This window comes from Parahaliea mediterranea (genome assembly GCF_017255185.1).
Lineage (GTDB): Bacteria > Pseudomonadota > Gammaproteobacteria > Pseudomonadales > Halieaceae > JAFKCZ01.
In genome coordinates, this window is sequence record NZ_JAFKCZ010000005.1 from 1 (window position 1) to 16,393 (window position 16,393).

General features: G+C 61.4%; 18 protein-coding genes. 8 read left to right on the forward strand and 10 right to left on the reverse strand.

All coding sequences use genetic code 11. From position 1 onward, the window contains the following. The 5 genes from JYP50_RS06965 to JYP50_RS06985 all read left to right on the forward strand — a co-directional run. Positions 1 to 150 (forward strand): IS3 family transposase (locus tag JYP50_RS06965; RefSeq protein ID WP_206560096.1); only part of this gene is annotated, 150 nt, incomplete at its 5' end. Between the two features lie 222 nt (positions 151 to 372). Continuing rightward, complete coding sequence (locus tag JYP50_RS06970) at positions 373 to 810, forward strand: hypothetical protein (RefSeq protein ID WP_206559779.1); 438 nt, start codon at positions 373 to 375, stop codon at positions 808 to 810. Between the two features lie 70 nt (positions 811 to 880). Continuing rightward, positions 881 to 1,159 (forward strand): hypothetical protein, encoded by a 279-nt coding sequence (locus tag JYP50_RS06975; protein WP_206559780.1) that lies wholly within the window; start codon positions 881 to 883, stop codon positions 1,157 to 1,159. A gap of 318 nt (positions 1,160 to 1,477) precedes the next feature. Further along, positions 1,478 to 2,278, forward strand: coding sequence for a DUF2071 domain-containing protein (locus tag JYP50_RS06980; RefSeq protein WP_206559781.1), 801 nt, complete (start codon positions 1,478 to 1,480; stop codon positions 2,276 to 2,278). A gap of 83 nt (positions 2,279 to 2,361) precedes the next feature. Next, positions 2,362 to 3,099, forward strand: coding sequence for a class I SAM-dependent methyltransferase (locus tag JYP50_RS06985; RefSeq protein ID WP_206559782.1), 738 nt, complete (start codon positions 2,362 to 2,364; stop codon positions 3,097 to 3,099). 58 nt (positions 3,100 to 3,157) lie between these two features. On the opposite strand, the gene JYP50_RS06990 is transcribed toward JYP50_RS06985, so the two are convergent. The 3 genes from JYP50_RS06990 to JYP50_RS07000 form a co-directional block, all read right to left on the reverse strand. Then, on the reverse strand, positions 3,158 to 3,472 hold the full coding sequence (locus tag JYP50_RS06990; protein WP_206559783.1) for a hypothetical protein: 315 nt from the start codon (positions 3,470 to 3,472) through the stop codon (positions 3,158 to 3,160). Continuing rightward, entirely contained in the window at positions 3,472 to 3,711 is a 240-nt protein-coding gene (locus JYP50_RS06995; protein ID WP_206559784.1) for an addiction module protein, read from the reverse strand. Before JYP50_RS06995 ends, JYP50_RS06990 begins: the two co-directional genes overlap by 1 nt. A gap of 164 nt (positions 3,712 to 3,875) precedes the next feature. Next, a complete protein-coding gene (locus tag JYP50_RS07000; protein WP_241262940.1) occupies positions 3,876 to 4,190 on the reverse strand; it encodes a YfbK domain-containing protein in 315 nt (104 codons plus the stop codon). Between the two features lie 108 nt (positions 4,191 to 4,298). Here JYP50_RS07000 and JYP50_RS07005 point away from each other — a divergent pair, with 108 nt between their 5' ends. Continuing rightward, positions 4,299 to 5,030: a GIY-YIG nuclease family protein gene (locus JYP50_RS07005; RefSeq protein ID WP_206559785.1), complete on the forward strand. Its 732-nt coding sequence runs from the start codon at positions 4,299 to 4,301 to the stop codon at positions 5,028 to 5,030. Between the two features lie 23 nt (positions 5,031 to 5,053). Here the strand turns inward: JYP50_RS07005 and JYP50_RS07010 are convergent, their stop codons facing one another. The 7 genes from JYP50_RS07010 to JYP50_RS07040 form a co-directional block, all read right to left on the reverse strand. Beyond that, entirely contained in the window at positions 5,054 to 5,323 is a 270-nt protein-coding gene (locus tag JYP50_RS07010) for a BrnA antitoxin family protein (protein WP_206559786.1), read from the reverse strand. Continuing rightward, positions 5,292 to 5,609 (reverse strand): BrnT family toxin, encoded by a 318-nt coding sequence (locus tag JYP50_RS07015; protein WP_206559787.1) that lies wholly within the window; start codon positions 5,607 to 5,609, stop codon positions 5,292 to 5,294. The genes JYP50_RS07010 and JYP50_RS07015 overlap by 32 nt, the downstream gene beginning before the upstream one ends. A 90-nt stretch (positions 5,610 to 5,699) precedes the next feature. Then, the gene (locus JYP50_RS07020) at positions 5,700 to 7,730 is read right to left on the reverse strand and encodes a vWA domain-containing protein (RefSeq protein ID WP_206559788.1); all 2,031 of its coding nucleotides are present in this window, start codon (positions 7,728 to 7,730) and stop codon (positions 5,700 to 5,702) included. After that, positions 7,727 to 8,260 (reverse strand): RNA polymerase sigma factor, encoded by a 534-nt coding sequence (locus tag JYP50_RS07025; protein WP_206559789.1) that lies wholly within the window; start codon positions 8,258 to 8,260, stop codon positions 7,727 to 7,729. Before JYP50_RS07025 ends, JYP50_RS07020 begins: the two co-directional genes overlap by 4 nt. A gap of 240 nt (positions 8,261 to 8,500) precedes the next feature. Then, positions 8,501 to 11,008, reverse strand: coding sequence for a TonB-dependent receptor (locus tag JYP50_RS07030; protein WP_206559790.1), 2,508 nt, complete (start codon positions 11,006 to 11,008; stop codon positions 8,501 to 8,503). Between the two features lie 105 nt (positions 11,009 to 11,113). Continuing rightward, positions 11,114 to 11,974: a carbon-nitrogen hydrolase family protein gene (locus JYP50_RS07035; RefSeq protein WP_206559791.1), complete on the reverse strand. Its 861-nt coding sequence runs from the start codon at positions 11,972 to 11,974 to the stop codon at positions 11,114 to 11,116. A gap of 93 nt (positions 11,975 to 12,067) precedes the next feature. Then, positions 12,068 to 13,939, reverse strand: coding sequence for a PLP-dependent aminotransferase family protein (locus JYP50_RS07040; RefSeq protein WP_206559792.1), 1,872 nt, complete (start codon positions 13,937 to 13,939; stop codon positions 12,068 to 12,070). 166 nt (positions 13,940 to 14,105) lie between these two features. Here JYP50_RS07040 and JYP50_RS07045 point away from each other — a divergent pair, with 166 nt between their 5' ends. Together JYP50_RS07045 and JYP50_RS07050 are read left to right on the forward strand one after the other, a co-directional pair. Then, a complete protein-coding gene (locus tag JYP50_RS07045) occupies positions 14,106 to 15,905 on the forward strand; it encodes an acyl-CoA dehydrogenase C-terminal domain-containing protein (RefSeq protein WP_206559793.1) in 1,800 nt (599 codons plus the stop codon). Between the two features lie 84 nt (positions 15,906 to 15,989). Further along, positions 15,990 to 16,382: a DoxX family protein gene (locus JYP50_RS07050; protein ID WP_241262941.1), complete on the forward strand. Its 393-nt coding sequence runs from the start codon at positions 15,990 to 15,992 to the stop codon at positions 16,380 to 16,382. Positions 16,383 to 16,393: the final 11 nt, after the last annotated feature.

Here is a 16,393-nt window from a genome sequence, read left to right on the forward strand (position 1 = left end):
AAGCATTATCAAACCCGCGCCGATGCACAGCAGGACATACTGGACTACATTGCGATGTTCTATAACAGCCAACGGCTGCATTCGTACCTGGGTTACACCAGTCCCAGCCAGTACGAAGCGGCTATGCTAGAAATGAAGAAAGCCGCTTAACTGGGTTGTCACAAATCAGTTGACCACTCCATGATTAGTTGGAGCGGTTTGTTGCTAGGGTTCTTCATTTTATTACTGCCGCTCATATGGTTATATCAGGTTGTATATTTCGTCTACGTCAATTTTGGTGTCAAAAGGATTTAACGAACGCATCAAAGACGACGGTGTGTAAGGCTGCAGTTTAACGCGGTGTTGGGCGTGCCGGTGTGTCGGGAGATTTAAATGAGCCATATTGCTTCCCGTGAAGATAAACATTTCCAAAGGGCAGTGGAGTCATGCGAGTTTCCGGTATCGGACTTTGACCATCGGGCTCATCTGCGTTTAGCCTATATTTATCTTGTGGATCAGGATATTGAAGGGGCTGTCCAGCGTATGCGGGAAACACTGCTTCGTTTACTGCAACACGTCGGTGTCGACCCTTCCGATAAATTCCATGAAACACTAACCAAGGCGTGGGTGCTGGCTGTATACCATTTCATGAACCTCACGGAAACATCCGAATCTGCCGATGAGTTTATTGATGCGAATCCTGTGATGTTGGATTCAAAAATCATGTTGACCCACTACTCGGCCGAAGTGCTTTTCTCCGATGAGGCCCGACGTGCATTTGTAGAGCCGAATCTTGAGAAGATACCAAGACATGGCAATGAGGATGCTTAGCAAAGCAAACAATTGCGCGCCTATGGCGCCGGACACGCTAGCGCCCGCTGAATTCGCACCGCTTTGATTGATGCCAATCAACCCCGACCAGCTTTGTGCGATGGGAGAAAGGCCTTTGCATCGCATGCCTGAAGGGCAGGCTACTTTGCGCCTTATGATTGATAGCAGTTTTGATGACGACGTGGTTATTCGGGTCGAGCATGATATAGCCGAAACACGATTGGTCAGTACGGTCAGGGAAAAGTCAAGTCTTGGCCACGAAGCGCGCGAACTGGTGACGACCTCAACTATAATTTCGGATAAGAAATGGCGCGCGATTGAAGTGCTGTATGAAGATACGCCGTTTTGAGAGCTGGAATCCGCAGATCCACAATGGGCGGGAATGGATGGTTCCACCTGGGTGTTTGAGATTGCTACTGCTGACCGATATCACGTTGTAAGTCGCTGGGAAGGATTTCGATCTCCTTTAGTGGCAAAGTTCATGGTGTCGCTTTCAGGCATTAGTATTCAATAAGAAGCACGGCGGCAACACCGAAGCTGTTTTCAGCTGTTTGTTTACCGCGCTCCTGAAGTTCGGTTCTCACTGAGAATCCAGGTCAATCGAAACCAAACAAGATATATAATCATCATTTTTCGGTGGACAACTGTCATTATTCAGGGAGGGGAATTGCAGGCACATCTGAAATTTAAGCAGTTTTTGCACCCCAGGCCGCGGCCGAGCGGTATAGACGTTATTTGCAAACTGCAGCATTTTGCAATTATTACCTATGCAGTTGATCCATCCCGCTTTGCGAAAATATTGCCCGATCGTTTCAAGCTCGATCTCGTCGACATTGGTGGCGAGCTCAAGGGCTTGATATCGGTTGTTCCATTCATTGATGTAGACTTTACTTCAGCTGTTTTCCCCTTTCCAAAGTTTCGGATGGGCCAGACAAATTATCGAATCTATATTGTTGATCGTCGGACGGGAGAGCGCTGTGTATGGTTTCTCGGCACTACTTTGGACTCATGGACCGTGGCGATTCCGCGTTACTTGTGGAATCTGCCTTGGTATTCCGGCGATGTTCGTTTCAATTGCGTAGTTGATACGCAATCAGGGCGGTACGAGTTATATCACATGACCACGGAGGCTGATTGGGCGCCAGCAGAGGTTCGACTTAACCAGCCCGAAGGTCAGTCGCTCGCATTGGACGGGTTCCCTGATATCGAAACCGGGTTGGTCTATCTCACGCACCCGCTTGCCGGCTTTTATCATCGTCGGGATGGAAAGTTGGGCACCTACCGGGTGTGGCACGAACGGCTGCAGGTGGCCCCGGCCCAACTTGAATCGGCGCGATTTGATTTGCTGGAGCGAAAAGGTCTGGTCACATTGGAAGAGCAGCAGTCTCCACATAGTGTTTTGTTGGATCCACTGAATGAGTTTACGATCTATCTACCGCCGAAAGTCCTTCAGGCTGAAGACCAGTAATTGTCGCCTGGTCGCCTCGCGGGAATCAGCTGACGTCACAATTCGGTGATGGGCAGTCAATTGGGTTACCAGTGGGTACCTTCATGAGCGTCAACTACGACACACTGGCAGCAGACTACGTAAGCTACCGCGTCCCCGACCCTCGTATTGAAGCAGCCATCCGGAGACATATCTCTCCAGGCGACAGTATCCTCAACGTTGGCGCCGGCCAGGGCGCGTACGAGCCCGATGGCTTTAACGTGGTCGCCTTAGAGCCATCGCGTGAGATGATCGCCAGGCGCTCATCGAAGAAGGCGCCCACAATTCAGGGTATGGCGGAACGCCTGCCGTTTAAAGACGATAGTTTTGATACTGCACTGGGGGTGCTGACCCTCCACCACTGGCAGGACATTCAACAGGGCCTGAGTGAGCTGAAGCGCGTCACTCGCGGCAAGATCATCCTGCTGACCTGGAATGGCGACTATGGGGAGTTCTGGTTGCCTGACTATCTTCCAGAGATCGCGGTCATCGATGTCGGTCTGTTCCCCTCAATCGGTGCGCTTTCGGAGCTGCTCGGGGGCGCGGTGTCGGTGGAGACCATCGCTATTCCGCACGACTGCACGGATGGCTTTATGTGCGCCTACTGGCGCCGGCCTGAAATGTATCTGGATGCATCGGCAAGGCAGGCGATGTCGATGTTCTCGATGCTGGGTAGTGTCGAAGAAGGCCTTATTCAGTTGAGCGATGATTTGGAGGCGGGGTATTGGCATAAAAAGTACCAATCACTACTGGGCAAAGATCAATTGGATTGTGGATACAGATTGGTGGTTTGCAATAAGTGATTGGGCGTCACTTGCGCGCATCTAACGTAACACCGTAATTTTCTGCGGAATTTGAAAGTTATGTATCTGCTCGAGAGCGCCAATAACCTGGCCGGCGCGCATGGTGGGCTAAGGCAATCACGACAATCGAGTCTTGCGAACTCATAGTCACCAATGAAAATGGAAACTTGTGCAGAATGAGCTTTTTGGCTCCAAGCTGTGCTGCCTGTCCGTGCTTCGGGGTCAGCGGTGGGTTGGGCTCTGACAGTAGGGCCTGGGCGTGATCAAGTGCATCGATAAATCGGCTGCCCAAACCCTTCAGTTCACTTTCATACCATGCGGCGGCTTCCTCAAGTTTCAGCGCTGCCTCACGGTGTATTTTTACCGAAGGCATCAGCCGCGCTGTATTCGTGCGCGCGCTCGTGCCAGCACTTCACCGGCTTCCATCAGGGTTGCTGCGCCACTGTTTATCTCATTGATTCTACGACATATTTCAGTGTCCCAGGCGGCGGCCGCGTCAGCATCCGCCGGGCCGTCCAAGCTGGCTACCAGGTCGCTGGCCAGCTGTGCGCGTTCTGCGTCTGCCAGTTCTAACGCTGCGCTCCGTATGCTTTCAAGTTCGGCGCTGTTCATGGCTGCTCCACCTAGTGCCATTACTTGGTAATTGTTGCACCGCTTAGGTTTCTTTCCAAGCGGCCGTTTCATCATCCGTGGTCGCTTTGGTCGCTGCGCCCAACCATTGCCGCTTTAGGAATCAACCGCGCCCAGGCGGGCGCGGTAACAATGCAAGACCCAATTCACATTCCCGCCGCAATCTCCGCCTTGCGAATCAACTGCACCAGCTCAGACCGGTAACCATAGGGATCATCCCCGCGATTCTCCTGCGCCAGTTCCAGCGCCTTGTCATAGTCCCAGTCGCCGCTGTACTTGCCGCCGCGCAGCAGTTCGGCGAAGCCGGCCACGGCGGCGGCGAAGCGGGTTTCGCGCAGGGCGGTGGCGACGCCGGTGCCGTTTCGGGACAGGGCCTGAATCAGGGTGTCGTGGTAGTTGCCCTGGCTGATGGATAAATTTTTCAGGTCCAGAGCGTTGTAGGATATTCTATTGCAATGCAAGACGGTCCAGAAAACATGGAAGGGCGCGATTTTCTGGGCAATATATGATCGCCTAACGGAGGCAGGTGTTTTTCTGTAGCCTCGTTATTCTTATATAGTAGGTCACGAATGCTCGATCAACATACCATTATATATGTAATGCGTCATATCGATATTGGCGGACATATTGATATCCCATACAAAAAGGTGGGAATAACTGGTAGAGGCAACGCGACGTTGAGTTCACGTTTGCAACAAATTAGCACTACCAAGTCACCTATTCAGGCCCAGTGTATTGCTGCCTGGACGCATGATGACGCCAAGGCCATTGAAACAGCTTTTCATTTGCTGCTTGATGATAGCCGAGTTGAGGGTGAGTGGTTCTACGATAAGGATGATACTTTGGTGGAGCGATTGCAGCCAATGATGGAGCTGCTCGGCGCGCAGGAAATTGAAATTGAAAGCGCGGACGACTCATATAGTAAGAATATTCTGAAAAGGGAGGATGATTCAAGGTCTGCTTCAAATCAAAAGTTGTTGGGGGAAATTTCAGAACTATTGAAAACGCCGTTGAGAACCAGTATTCGAAAAACAGGGCCAACTTTTTTCAGTGACAAAACAAGTCTTACGTATTACATAGGCTACAGAAAATCTGGTAATCACAGTCTTTCAATTGGGCGTAGCAAGGATGTTTACGAGTCATTAAGTACTTTCCTCGAAACACAGGGCTATGATACTGAGCAACATGCCAGGGGGCATGCTTTGGTCCACGGTCTTTCTGTAGATATGTTGGCCGATCTTATTAATATTACTGAGTCAAGCTTTAACACAAGTTTTCAATTAGACGGGCAAATTACATGATTCGATGCTTCTGTCAGTCAGTTCTAGCGCCGACTTTCTTTCACGTCCTCCGATAGCCAGACTTTGATCAAGGACTGATACGGCATATCGCGTTTATTGGCTTCAATCTTAATGCTCTCTAATAAACTCTCAGGCAGTCTTAGTGAAATCGTTTTGGTTGAGGGTTTGAGGTTTGCCATCAAGACAGGCTGGGCCCGCTTCCAGTCAACATAGTCACTAGAGTCATGACTTTCCCAAAAGGCGCGTTCCTCCGCCTCGGTCTTAAACTTCGGAATCTTCTTGGCTTTGCTCATAAACCGTTCTCTCCTTTCGGTGCATGTCGCGCGCCGAAATGACACGAATCAAGGTGTCGGCCGAGCGTAGGGTAAAGGTGATATGTAAACACCGGGCATTGTCAGTTTTACCCAGAGCGTGGAAGCGTGCTTCTTGCTGGCTATGCTTAGCATCGTCCAAAACCAGCAGCGGCTGGTTAAAAAACACCTGTTCGGCCTCGAACTGGGTAACGCCATGCTTTTCAACGCTCTTTCGCGCGTTGCCCGTATCCCATTCGAATCCGGCTATTTGCGCCCAGTCGATCATTTTTGTATATTACCAGCATATACGTGGTAAGCAAGGCCTTTGAACGAATAAGCCGCGCCCTAATGGACGCGGAATTGACGGCACGGCAATTCACATCCCCGCGGCAATCTCCGCCTTGCGAATCAACTGCACCAGCTCAGACCGGTAACCATAGGGATCATCGCCGCGATTATCCTGCGCCAGTTCCAGCGCCTTGTTATAGTCCCAGTCGCCGCTGTACTTGCCGCCACGCAGCAGTTCGGCGAAGCCGGCCACGGCGGCGGCGAAGCGGGTTTCGCGCAGGGCGGTGGCGTCGGTGGTGTCGGCGATGGTGATCGGCTGGCTGATCAGTTGTGACTTATCCTGCTCCGGCAGTTTGTAGCGCAGCTTGAGGAAGCCGTATTCGCCGGCCTTGGTGTCGGTGGCCTCGTCCGCGCCGCGCTGGTAGCGGGACTCGGAGAAGGCGCCGCTGTTGCTGCCCGCGGGGGTGATTTCGTAGAGGGCGGTGACGCTGTGTCCGGCGCCGATGTCGCCGGCGTCGACGGCGTCGTTGTTGAAGTCTTCCTCGGCGAGGATGCGGGTTTCATAGCCCAGCAGGCGGTACTCGCTGACAGTGGCAGGGTTGAACTCCACCTGGATCTTCACGTCCTTGGCGATGGGGAAGAGGCTGGAGGTGGCCTCGTCCACCAGTACCTTTTGCGCCTCGCCCAGAGTGTCGATGTAGGCGGCGACGCCGTTGCCGTTTTGGGCCAGGGCCTGCATCAGAGTGTCGTGGTAGTTGCCCTCGCCGAAACCGAGCACCGATAGGAACACGCCGGACTCGCGCTTGCGCTCGACAAAGCCCCGAAGCTCTTCGCTGTTCTGGATGCCCACGTTGAAGTCGCCGTCGGTGGCGAGCAGGATGCGGTTGACGCCGTCCTCGATGAAGTTGGCCTCCGCCAGCTGGTAGGCAAGTTGAATGCCGGCGCCACCAGCGGTGGAGCCGCCCGCCTGCAGCTGGCCGAGGGCGGCGAGGATTTTACGTTTTTCCTTGACCGGGGTGGGTTCCAGCACGGTGCCCGCGGCGCCGGCATAGACGACGATGGAAACGGTGTCCTCGGGTTGCAGGCGTGACAGTAGCAGGCTCATGGACTGTTTGACCAAGGGCAACTTGTCCGGGCTGTTCATGGAGCCGGAGACATCGAGCAGGAACACCAGGTTGGCGCGCGGTTGCGGGCCGGACAGCTCATAGCCCTGGATGCCGATGCGCACCAGCTTGTTACCGGCCTTCCAGGGCGCGTCGATCACCGCGATGTCGGTGTTGAAGGGCGTGCCGCGATCCGCCGGCAGGGGATAGGCGTAGGGGAAGTAGTTGACCATTTCCTCTACGCGCACCGCCGCCTTCTGCGGCAGCACGCCCTGGTTCAGCTGACGGCGCACGAAGCTGTAGGCGGCGGTGTCCACATCGATGGAGAAGGTGGAGACCGGCGCCTCGCTTACCCGCTTGATGGGGTTGGCGTCGGTAGTTTCGAAGCGGTCGCGGCCCTGGTCCTGGTAGTAGGGAGAGGTGGTGTCATCAGCTACCATTTGTTGGCGCGATTCGCTTGCTACGATCTCCTCCAATTGCGGGGCGCCAGGTACGTTTGCGGAAAAGTCCGCGTTGGCCTGCACACTCGGGGCTAACTTGCGCACCTGCATTTCAACCTGTTGTGTTGGCGGCGGCACGGTAAGTTTAACGGCGGTGGACTTTCGCTCCTCCCCACGAGACGCTTCGACCTGAACCACTTCGGGGATTGGCGAGGCCTCGCGTGCCGCGGCCCGAGGCCGTTCAAGCTCATCCGCTCCATCAAACCCACTAAACTGCGGCATCTGCATGGCAATCAACACCCCCACCACCAGCACGGCGGCGCTCGCCATGCCGCTGTACAGCCAGCGCTGGAAGGGGGATTCGGCGGTAAATACGTTCATGATTCTTCTCCCGATTGACGGTGTGTCGGGAGTGGGACGCCGCGGTTGGGCGAATCCTTGGGTGTCCGCCGGATTTTTTTCCGCCTGGGTCTCGTCGAAGCTGCGCAGGGCCGCGGCCACGGCGCGCTGCCTGGCGTCTTCGCGGGGCTTGTCGTCGAGTGTGTCGAACAGCTGTTTCAGGTCGTCGTCATTCATACTTCGGCTCCCGGCTGTACCGTTTCGCGCAGCCGTTTGCGGATTTCGTGCAGCCGCCAGGACACGGTGGACTCGCGTAGCCCCAGCACTTCGGCGGCCTCGGCGTGGCTCAGGCCCTCGCCCAGCACCAGTACCAGGGCCTCGTGGTAGCCCTCGCCCATTTGCGCCACCAGGGCCAGTACCTGGTCCAGCATCACCGCCGGCTCGGCGCTGTCCGCCGCGGTGAGGGTGTTGGGGTCGGTTCGATCATCCCGGGCCTCGGGCTTCTGCGCCCGGTACCAGTCCCGGGCACAGTTGATCACCAGGCGGTAGAGCCAGGAGCTAAAGGCGGACTCGAAGCGGAACTGGCCCAGGCCGCGGGCCAGCTTGATGCAGGCCTGCTGGGTGATGTCCTCGGCGTCCCGGCGGTTGCCGCAGTATTTGCAGGCAAAGCGCAGCATCGCGTCGTAGTGTTGTTCCACCAGGCGTGCAAAGGCGTCGCGGTCGCCCCCTTGCGCGCGCCGGATGGTGTCCTCGAGGTCGGGTGTCATGGCCGGCCCATGCCGTATTCACCCATGGGACGCGCGGGCGGCGCGAATCCTTGGGCGAGGCGCGTTTTTTTTGGCCGCCTTGCTTTCCACCGGGAGGCGGCACAAAACGGGAGGTGGACTTTCATGGGCGCGGCGCTTGTTGTCGTTGCCGCCACTATAGCAGGGTTGTTGCGTGGAGATATGGCGCGGGTATGCCGGGAGGGAAGCCGGGGCGCCGCGAAGCGCCCCGGTGGAGCGGTGCTAGAAGCGGTAGTTCGCGGTCAGGCCGATGGTGCGCGGCTGCACGATCATCTGCCGGTTGCCGTTGCCGTACCAGTTCTCGAACACCCCGGTGTCGTAGCTCCAGTAGGCGGCGGGGAAGGAGCCGGTCACGCCCTCCTCGTCGCCCAGGTTCTTGCCGTAGAGGGTCACGTCCCAGTTGGCCGACACCAGCGACAGGGAGGCGCCGAACAGCCAGAAGCTGTCGTGGGTCTCGTTGATTACCGAGTCCTGGTTGATGAAGTTCTCCGCCTCGGACTGGAAGTAGGCGTTCACCCGGCCCACCAGGGACCAGTCGCCGTCCAGCTCCCAGGTGTTGTCCAGGGCGCCGGAGAACACGTTTTCCGGGGTGCCGGGCAGGGTGGAGCCAGAGGGTGCCACCACGTTGCCGCTCTGCGGGCTGATGAAGTCCTCGTCCAGCTCGCCCTGCACGTAGGTGTAGCCCAGGCGATAGTGCAGGCTGTTGCCGAGGTAGCCGTCCAGCTCCAGCTCGATGCCCTGGGTGCTGGCCTCGTCGCCGTTGGCGGCGAGGAAGAAGCCGTACCAGTCGGAGGTGGTGTTGAGCTGGGGGTCGTTCCACTGCACGTAGAAGGCCGAAGCGCTGTAGGTGACGCTGTCCAGCCGGCCTTTGACGCCCAGCTCGTAGTTGACCACCGTGTCCTTGTCGTAGGTGCGGATGGCCTCGGCGTTGGGCTCGCCGAAGTTGTCGCCGTTGTCGAAGCTGGGAATGGCGTTGGCGCCGCCGCGGCGGTAGCCCTCCGATACCGTGCCGTAGACCATGGCGGCGTCGTTCACGTCCCAGCTCACGTTGAGCTTGAGCAGGATATCGCTGTCATCGTCCTTCGACTGCGGCACCTCGGAGGAGGTCCAGCCCTCCACCAGGGGGAAGCCCATGATGGTGTCGTTGACCGTCTCGTTGTCGAACCAGCGGGCGCCGATGGTGGCGCGCAGGGTGTCGCTGAAGTTGTAGGTGAGGTCGCCGTAGACGGCCATCTCCTCGAACTGCACGTCGCGGCGGTACTCGAAGTCGCGCTCGGTCAGGCCGCTGTAGAAGCGCGGCCAGAAGTTGTCGCACACCGGGTCGCCGGTGGCGCGGCAGGCCTCGTTGAAGGCGTTCATGCCGGGGTTCCAGCTGTTCTGGTACACCATCAGGTCCTGGTCCATGTAGAACGCGCCCACCAGCCAGTCAAAGCCGGCCACGGACTCGTTGGATACCAGGCGCAGTTCCTGCACGAAGGTGTCGTCCTCGTAGCCGCGCTCGGCGCGCTGGGCCGGGCGCGGCCAGCCGGAGTAGCCGAAGGCGGTGATCCAGTCGCGGCTGGCCTCGGGGTCTTCCTCGCCGCCGCCGACCCACAGGCCGCCGTTGTCGGCGTCACCCACGCCCTCGTGGTCGTACCAGGAGGAGTTGGAGGTGAGGGTGGCGAAGCCCAGGTCCCACTCCAGGTCCAGGCTGAACAGGTCCACCTCGCGCGAGGACGGCTCCAGCAGTACCTGGCCGCTCTCGTGGTCGCCGTAGTCCTGATACAGGGGCGAGTCGACGGGCTGGTTGTTGTCCCCCAGGGTGGTGGCGCGGCGGGCGCCCACCTCGTCCTCCTGGTGGTGGTAGCTGGCGCGCACGTGCAGGCGGTCGCTGATATCCCAGCCCAGGGCGGCGCGCACGTACTCGATTTCCACGTCGTCGGCGTCTTCTTCATTGGTGTAGCAGGCGTCGTTGAACAACACCTGCTGGTCGCTGGCGTCGCGGGGGCTGATGCAGCCGCCGCCAGTGTCGATCATCGGCTCGCCGAACTCGTTGAGGCGGTAGGCGTTCACGTAGTCGATCACGCCGTCGTTGTCGATGCGGCCCATCGAGGCGCGCAGGGCGACGCTGTCGCCAATGGGCACGTTGATCATGCCGTACAGGTCGGTGTTGTCGCCCTCGGAACCCTCGGTCTGGCTGTAGGTGCCGCTGATCTGGCCCTCCAGCTCCGCGGGGTTGGGCTTGCGGGTGATGTAGCGCACGGTACCGCCCAGTGAGCCGGAGCCGTACAGCGTGCCCTGGGGACCGCGCAGCACTTCCACCCGCTCGATGTCGCGCAGCACGAAGTTGGCGAACAGCGGGGTGTTGTCCACATAGGTCGACACCGTGGGTACCGCGTTCAGGCTGACGTCGCCGTTGAGGGAGCTGTCCACGTTGAGGCCGCGGATGATGATGCTGTTCACGGTGCCGGAGTTGCGATAACCGCGGTCCACCACCGACACCCCGGAGATGGCGCGCAGCAGGTCCGCCTGGTCGGTGATCTGCTGGGCCTCCAGCTCGTTGCCGCTCATTGCCGAGATGTTGTAGGGAATGTCCATCATCGACTGTTCGCGGGCGGAGGCGGTGACCAGGATTTCCTCCAGTACCACCTCCTGGGCCATGGCCGGCGCGGCGATGGCGCCCGCGGCGGACAGGGCGCCCGCCAGGGCCTTGCGCCGGAAACGGCGGCTGTGTGTGTTGGTTGTCGTCATAGTGTTCTCCCCGGAATACTTTTTATGCGGCTGTCGCGCTGTGTTGGTCATTGAAAACTTAATCGCGCGGGCGCCAAACACCTAGAGCCAGTTGCCAACTCCGGCTTAGTCCAGTTCCTCTCTGTTGGGGGTTGCCAGCTCCCCCAGCTGCGCCAGTGGGCCCTCGGCCCGGGCCCCCGGCGCGTAGGCTGGGAAGGCCACGGTGCTGTCGCGGAAGCTCTTCAGGGGCTGGCCCAGGCCGTGTACCCCGCGTTCGCGCACGCGGCGCACCAGCCCCAGGTCCACCTCCACCGGCATGATCTCGTCGCGTTCTCCGGCCTGGTGAATCACCTGGCCGTCCGGGCCCACAATGATCGAGCGGCCGTTGCCCAAATCGCCCGCCACGTTGATGTTGAAGAAGTAGCACTGGTTGCTGATCGCGTTGGCGCGGGCCAGGCACAGCTCCTGCTCGCGGTCGACGGTGTTGGTCATGGTCGGGCACAGGATCACCTCGGCCCCCAGCCAGGCCAGGTTGCGGGTGGTCTCCGGGAACCACTGGTCGTAGCAGATCGACACCCCGAAGCGGCCCACATCGGGCACGTCGAACACCAGGAAGTCCTCCCCCGGCCACACGCCCTTCTCGTAGGGGCAGAAGGGAAACTGCTTGCGGTAGCGGCCCACCGTCTCGCCCTGTGGATTGAACACCAGCGCGGTGTTGTACACGCGCAGTTCCTCGCGCTCGTAGATCGAGCCGGGCACTAGCCACAGGCCGGTGTCCCGGGCCAGTTCGGCATAGAAGGGCTCCGCCTCCCCGGGCAGTTCCTGGGCATTGATCGTGTCGGCGCCGTAGGAGGCCAGCTCCCCCAGCACCACCATCTGCACCCAGGGGAAGCGGCTGCGCACCTTGCGGATTTCCTTTTCGATCAGGTAGCGGTTGTCCCGGCCGGACAGTTCCAGTTGCAGCGCTGCAATGGCGAAGTGGCTCATCGGTGCCCCGTGTGTCGTTGCGAGTGAAGGTAGGTTGCCTGGCACTGTAACCGCGGCCCCGGGCGGGCCATAGTGCCAGTCGCGCGGCCCTTGTTAGGCCAGTTCCGTGTCGCCGCCCGGGTCGTCGTTGTCCGCGGCGTCGTCGCGGCGGTTGCGGCGCAGGATGGCGCGGTCGATCAACCAGCCGTCCTCGTCGAACAGCTTGATGATGTCGCCGTCCAGGCGCACGTCGTAGACCCCGGTTTCGCCCCAGGCCCAGCGCGACCAGCGGCGGTGCCAGCGGTTGTTCGCGATCCACCACTGGCCGCTGTCGCGGTCCTCGTTAGAGTAGCCGGCGATGCCCACCAGGTCGCCGTCGGGGCAGATTTCGATGGTGCAGGGGTCGCCGTAGGCGATGATGCAGATCATGGTGGTGTCGGTCACCGCCGCGCGCAGGGCCTCGCCGGTGAGGTGCTCGCCGCGGGCGTCGGCGAAGGTCTCGGTCTTGTTGGCGGTGAGGTCGTGGAACAGGTCGCGCAGTTGCAGCACGCCCTCGCGGATGCGCTCCACCGGGATGCCGGTGATGCCCAGGCGGAAGCAGTTGCGCGGCGCGTGGTCGGTGGCGTAGTAGTGGCGCACCGGCTCGATCAGGATGCCCCGGCGCGCCGCCTCCTTGGCCACGAAGGTGTCGTCCAGGTCCTCGGGGCCGCGCACCCACAGGGCGCTGCCGCCCTGGGCCGGGGCCAGCTCGGCGTAGAACAGCATGTAGTAGTTGAGCGCCCGCCGCAGGGCGATCCAGCGCTCGCGGAAGGTCTCGTGCAGGTGCATCAGGAAGGTGTCGTAGTGGCCCAGGGACAGGAAGAAGGCCACCGTGCGCTGGTTGTTCAGGGGCGGGTGGCGCACCATCAGCCGGCGCAGCTTGCGCGCCTCGCGGATCACCTCCGGCGCCGCCACCATAAAGCCCAGCCGCAGGCCGGGGGAGAGCACCTTGCTCAGGCAGCTCATGTAGATCACCCGGTCCTCGCTGTCGAGGCTGCGCAGGGCGGGGTGGGGCGCGTTGAGGTAGTTGCTCTCGAACTCGAAGTCGTCCTCGATGATCAGTGCGTCCTGGCGCGAGGCCTGTTCGAGCAGGGCGCGGCGGCGCTCCATGCTCATGGTCACCGCGGTGGGGGTCTGGTGGCTGGGGGTGACGTAGATCAGCTGGCAGTCGTCCAGCCGCTCGTCCACCAGCATGCCCTCCTCGTCCACCGGCTGGTACACCAGCGGCGCGCCGCGCCGGGCCAGCAGGCGGCGCATCTCCGGGTAGCCCGGCTCCTCCACCGCCACCGGCACCTTCGAGTTCACCAGCAACTGCACCGCCAGGTACAGGGCCTGCTGGGTGCCCACGGTGACCAGGATTTCCTCCGGCCGCGCCTGGATACCGCGCCGCGGCAGGATGTGGGTGCGGATCTGTTCGATCAGCATGGGGTCGTCGGCGTCGCCGGTTTCGCCGGCCCACTCGTTGATCTCGCGCACCCCCAGGGCCAGGCGGCTGGCCTCGCGCCACTCCTTCACCGGGTACAGGGAGGTGTCGAACTGGCCCTCGATAAAGGGGTAGGGGTATTGCTGCCAGTTGGGCGGGCAGCTGAATTCGGCGTCGGGGGTGAGGCGCCCCTTGAAACGCTCGCGCCAGCGCGGCGACAGGGTCCGCTCCGGCGGCGGCGCGCCCTCGAAGCCCACCCGGTCCTGGCGCACCTTCTCGTTGACGTACAGGCCGCTGCGCTCGCGGCTGATCAGGTAGCCCTCGTCCACCAGCTGCTGGTAGGCCAGCACCACGGTGTTGCGGGCCACCCCCAGTTGCTCCGATAGCTTGCGCGAGGAGGGCAGCCGGCGCCCCTCGGGAAAGGTGCCCAGCATGATCGCGTCCACCAGTTTCTGGCGGATCTGCGCCTGCAAGCTGAGCTCGGAGTCCGGGTCGAGGTAGATCAGGGTTTCATTCGGGGCCATGGCCAGATGGTACCCAAGCGCGGCGGCGGTGCAAGCTGCAAGGAAATGCCAGCGCTTTGTGGCCCCGGCCGCCGTGGTTGCGCGCCGCCGGCTCGCCTAGACTGGGCCGCGACATTGACGCCGCGCCGGCCCGCGCCCGCGCGGCCCGGCCACACAGGTGAATCCCATGCCCAGCTATACCGCCCCCCGTCGCGACATCCAGTTCGTGCTGCGCGAATTCCTCGACACCGACACGCACTACGCGGCGCTCGACGGTGGCGAGGCCGCCGTGACGCCGGACCTGCTCGATGCCATTGTCGACAACGCGGCCAAATTTGCCGAGGAAGTGGTCGCCCCCACTTTCCAGAGCGGCGATGCCCAGGGCTGTCATTTTGCCAACGGCAAGGTGACCACCCCGGCGGGTTACGCCGAGGCCTTCCGCGCCTGGGGCGAGGGCGGCTGGCAGGGGCTCACCGTGCCGGTGGCGGAGGGCGGCCAGGGCCTGCCGCCCTCGCTCGGTTTGTGCGTTACCGAGATGGTGGGCGCGGCCAACTGGGCCTGGAGCATGTACACCGGCCTGTCGGGGGCCCCGGTCACCTGCCTGCTGAACGGCGGCACCGAGGCGCTCAAGGCGCGCTTTTTGCCCAAACTGCTGAGCGGCGAGTGGGCCGGCACCATGTGCCTCACCGAGGCCCACTGTGGTTCCGACGTGGGCCTGCTGCGCACCCGCGCCAGCGACAACGGCGACGGCACCTGGAATATCAGCGGCACCAAGATCTTTATCTCCGGCGGCGAGCAGGACATCACCGACAATATCGTGCACGCCATCCTGGCCCGCACCGAGGGCGCGCCGGCAGGCACGGCGGGCATCTCGCTGTTCATCGTGCCCAAATTCTGGGTGGAGGAGGACGGTAGCCTGGGCGCCTTCAACAACATCAGCTGCGGGGCCATCGAGAAGAAGATGGGCCTGAAGGGCTCCGCCACCTGCGTCATGCACTACGACGGCGCGCGGGGCTTCATGCTGGGCGGGGAAAACCAGGGGCTGGCGCTGATGTTCAAGCTGATGAACACCGCCCGCATCGGCACCGCCTTGCAGGGCCTGGCGATGAGCGAGCGCGCTTTCCAGGGCGCCCTGGCCTACGCCCGCGAGCGCCTGCAGATGCGCTCGATCACCGGCCCCAAGAACCCGGACGGCCCCGCCGACCCGATCATCGTGCACCCCGATGTACGGCGCATGCTGATGACCCAGAAGGCCTTCACCGAGGGCGAGCGCGCCTTCCTCTACTGGCTGGCCCAGCAGGCCGACCTGGCGATGCGCGGCAGTGAAGCACAGGCCGCCGAGGCCGGCGCCCTGCTGGAGTTGCTCACGCCCATCGCCAAGGGCTTCTGCACCGAAGCCGCCCAGGAGGTGGCCTACCTCGGCATGCAGGTGTTTGGCGGCCACGGCTACATCGCCGATCACGGCATGGAACAGATCGCCCGCGACAACCGCATCTCCACGGTCTACGAGGGCACCACCGGCATCCAGTCCCTGGACCTGGTGGGCCGCAAGGTACTGGGCAGCGGCGGCGAGCTGCTGCGCGGGTTCACCAAACAGATACACAAGTTCTGCCAGGCCTGGGAGGGCGATGCCGGCATGGCGGAATTCGTCGAGCCCCTGGCGCGACTGAACCGCGAGTGGGGCGAGCTCACCGCCGCCGTGGGCGAGGGCGCGATGGCCGACGCCGAGATGGTGGGTTCGGCCTCGGTGGACTACCTGATGTTCTCCGGCTACGTCACCTTCGCCTGGATCTGGGCGCGCATCGCCGAGGTGAGCCTGCGGCGGCTGGCGGAGGAACCGGCGGATGCCGCTTTCTACCGCGCCAAGCTGGCCACCGCGCGCTTCTACTACCAGCGCCTGCTGCCCCGCGCCCGGGCCCACGCCGAGGCCGCGGCGGCGGCACCGGACTCGGTTATGGCGCTGGCGGAGGACGAGTTCGCGTTCTAAACCTGGGGCCGGGCCGGTTGTATGGCATTCCGGGGGGACTGTGCCACAATGGGATAACTGGCAACCAACCGTCCCGGGAGAATAATGATGGACCAGTTCCTCGCCGCCTGGCGTCCTCGCGTTTTGAGCCTCCTGCGCATCGTCACCGCGTTTTTGTTCATGCAGCACGGCGCGCAGAAAATACTGGGTTTCCCCGCGCCGCAGAACTACCCCTTCGAGCTGTTCTCCATGTCCGGCGTGGCCGGCGTGCTGGAGCTGTTCGGGGGCGCCCTGGTGCTGGTGGGGCTGTTCACCCGCCCGCTGTCGTTTTTGCTCTCGGGCCTGATGGCCTTCGCCTACTTCCTGGTGCACGCGGGCCAGGGCTTCTGGCCGCTGAACAACGGCGGCGAGCTGGCGGCCCTCTTCAGCTTTGTGTTCCTGTACCTGGCGTGCGCCGGGGGCGGTAGCTGGAGCCTGGACGCCCTGCGGCGCCGCTGAGGGGTTACCAC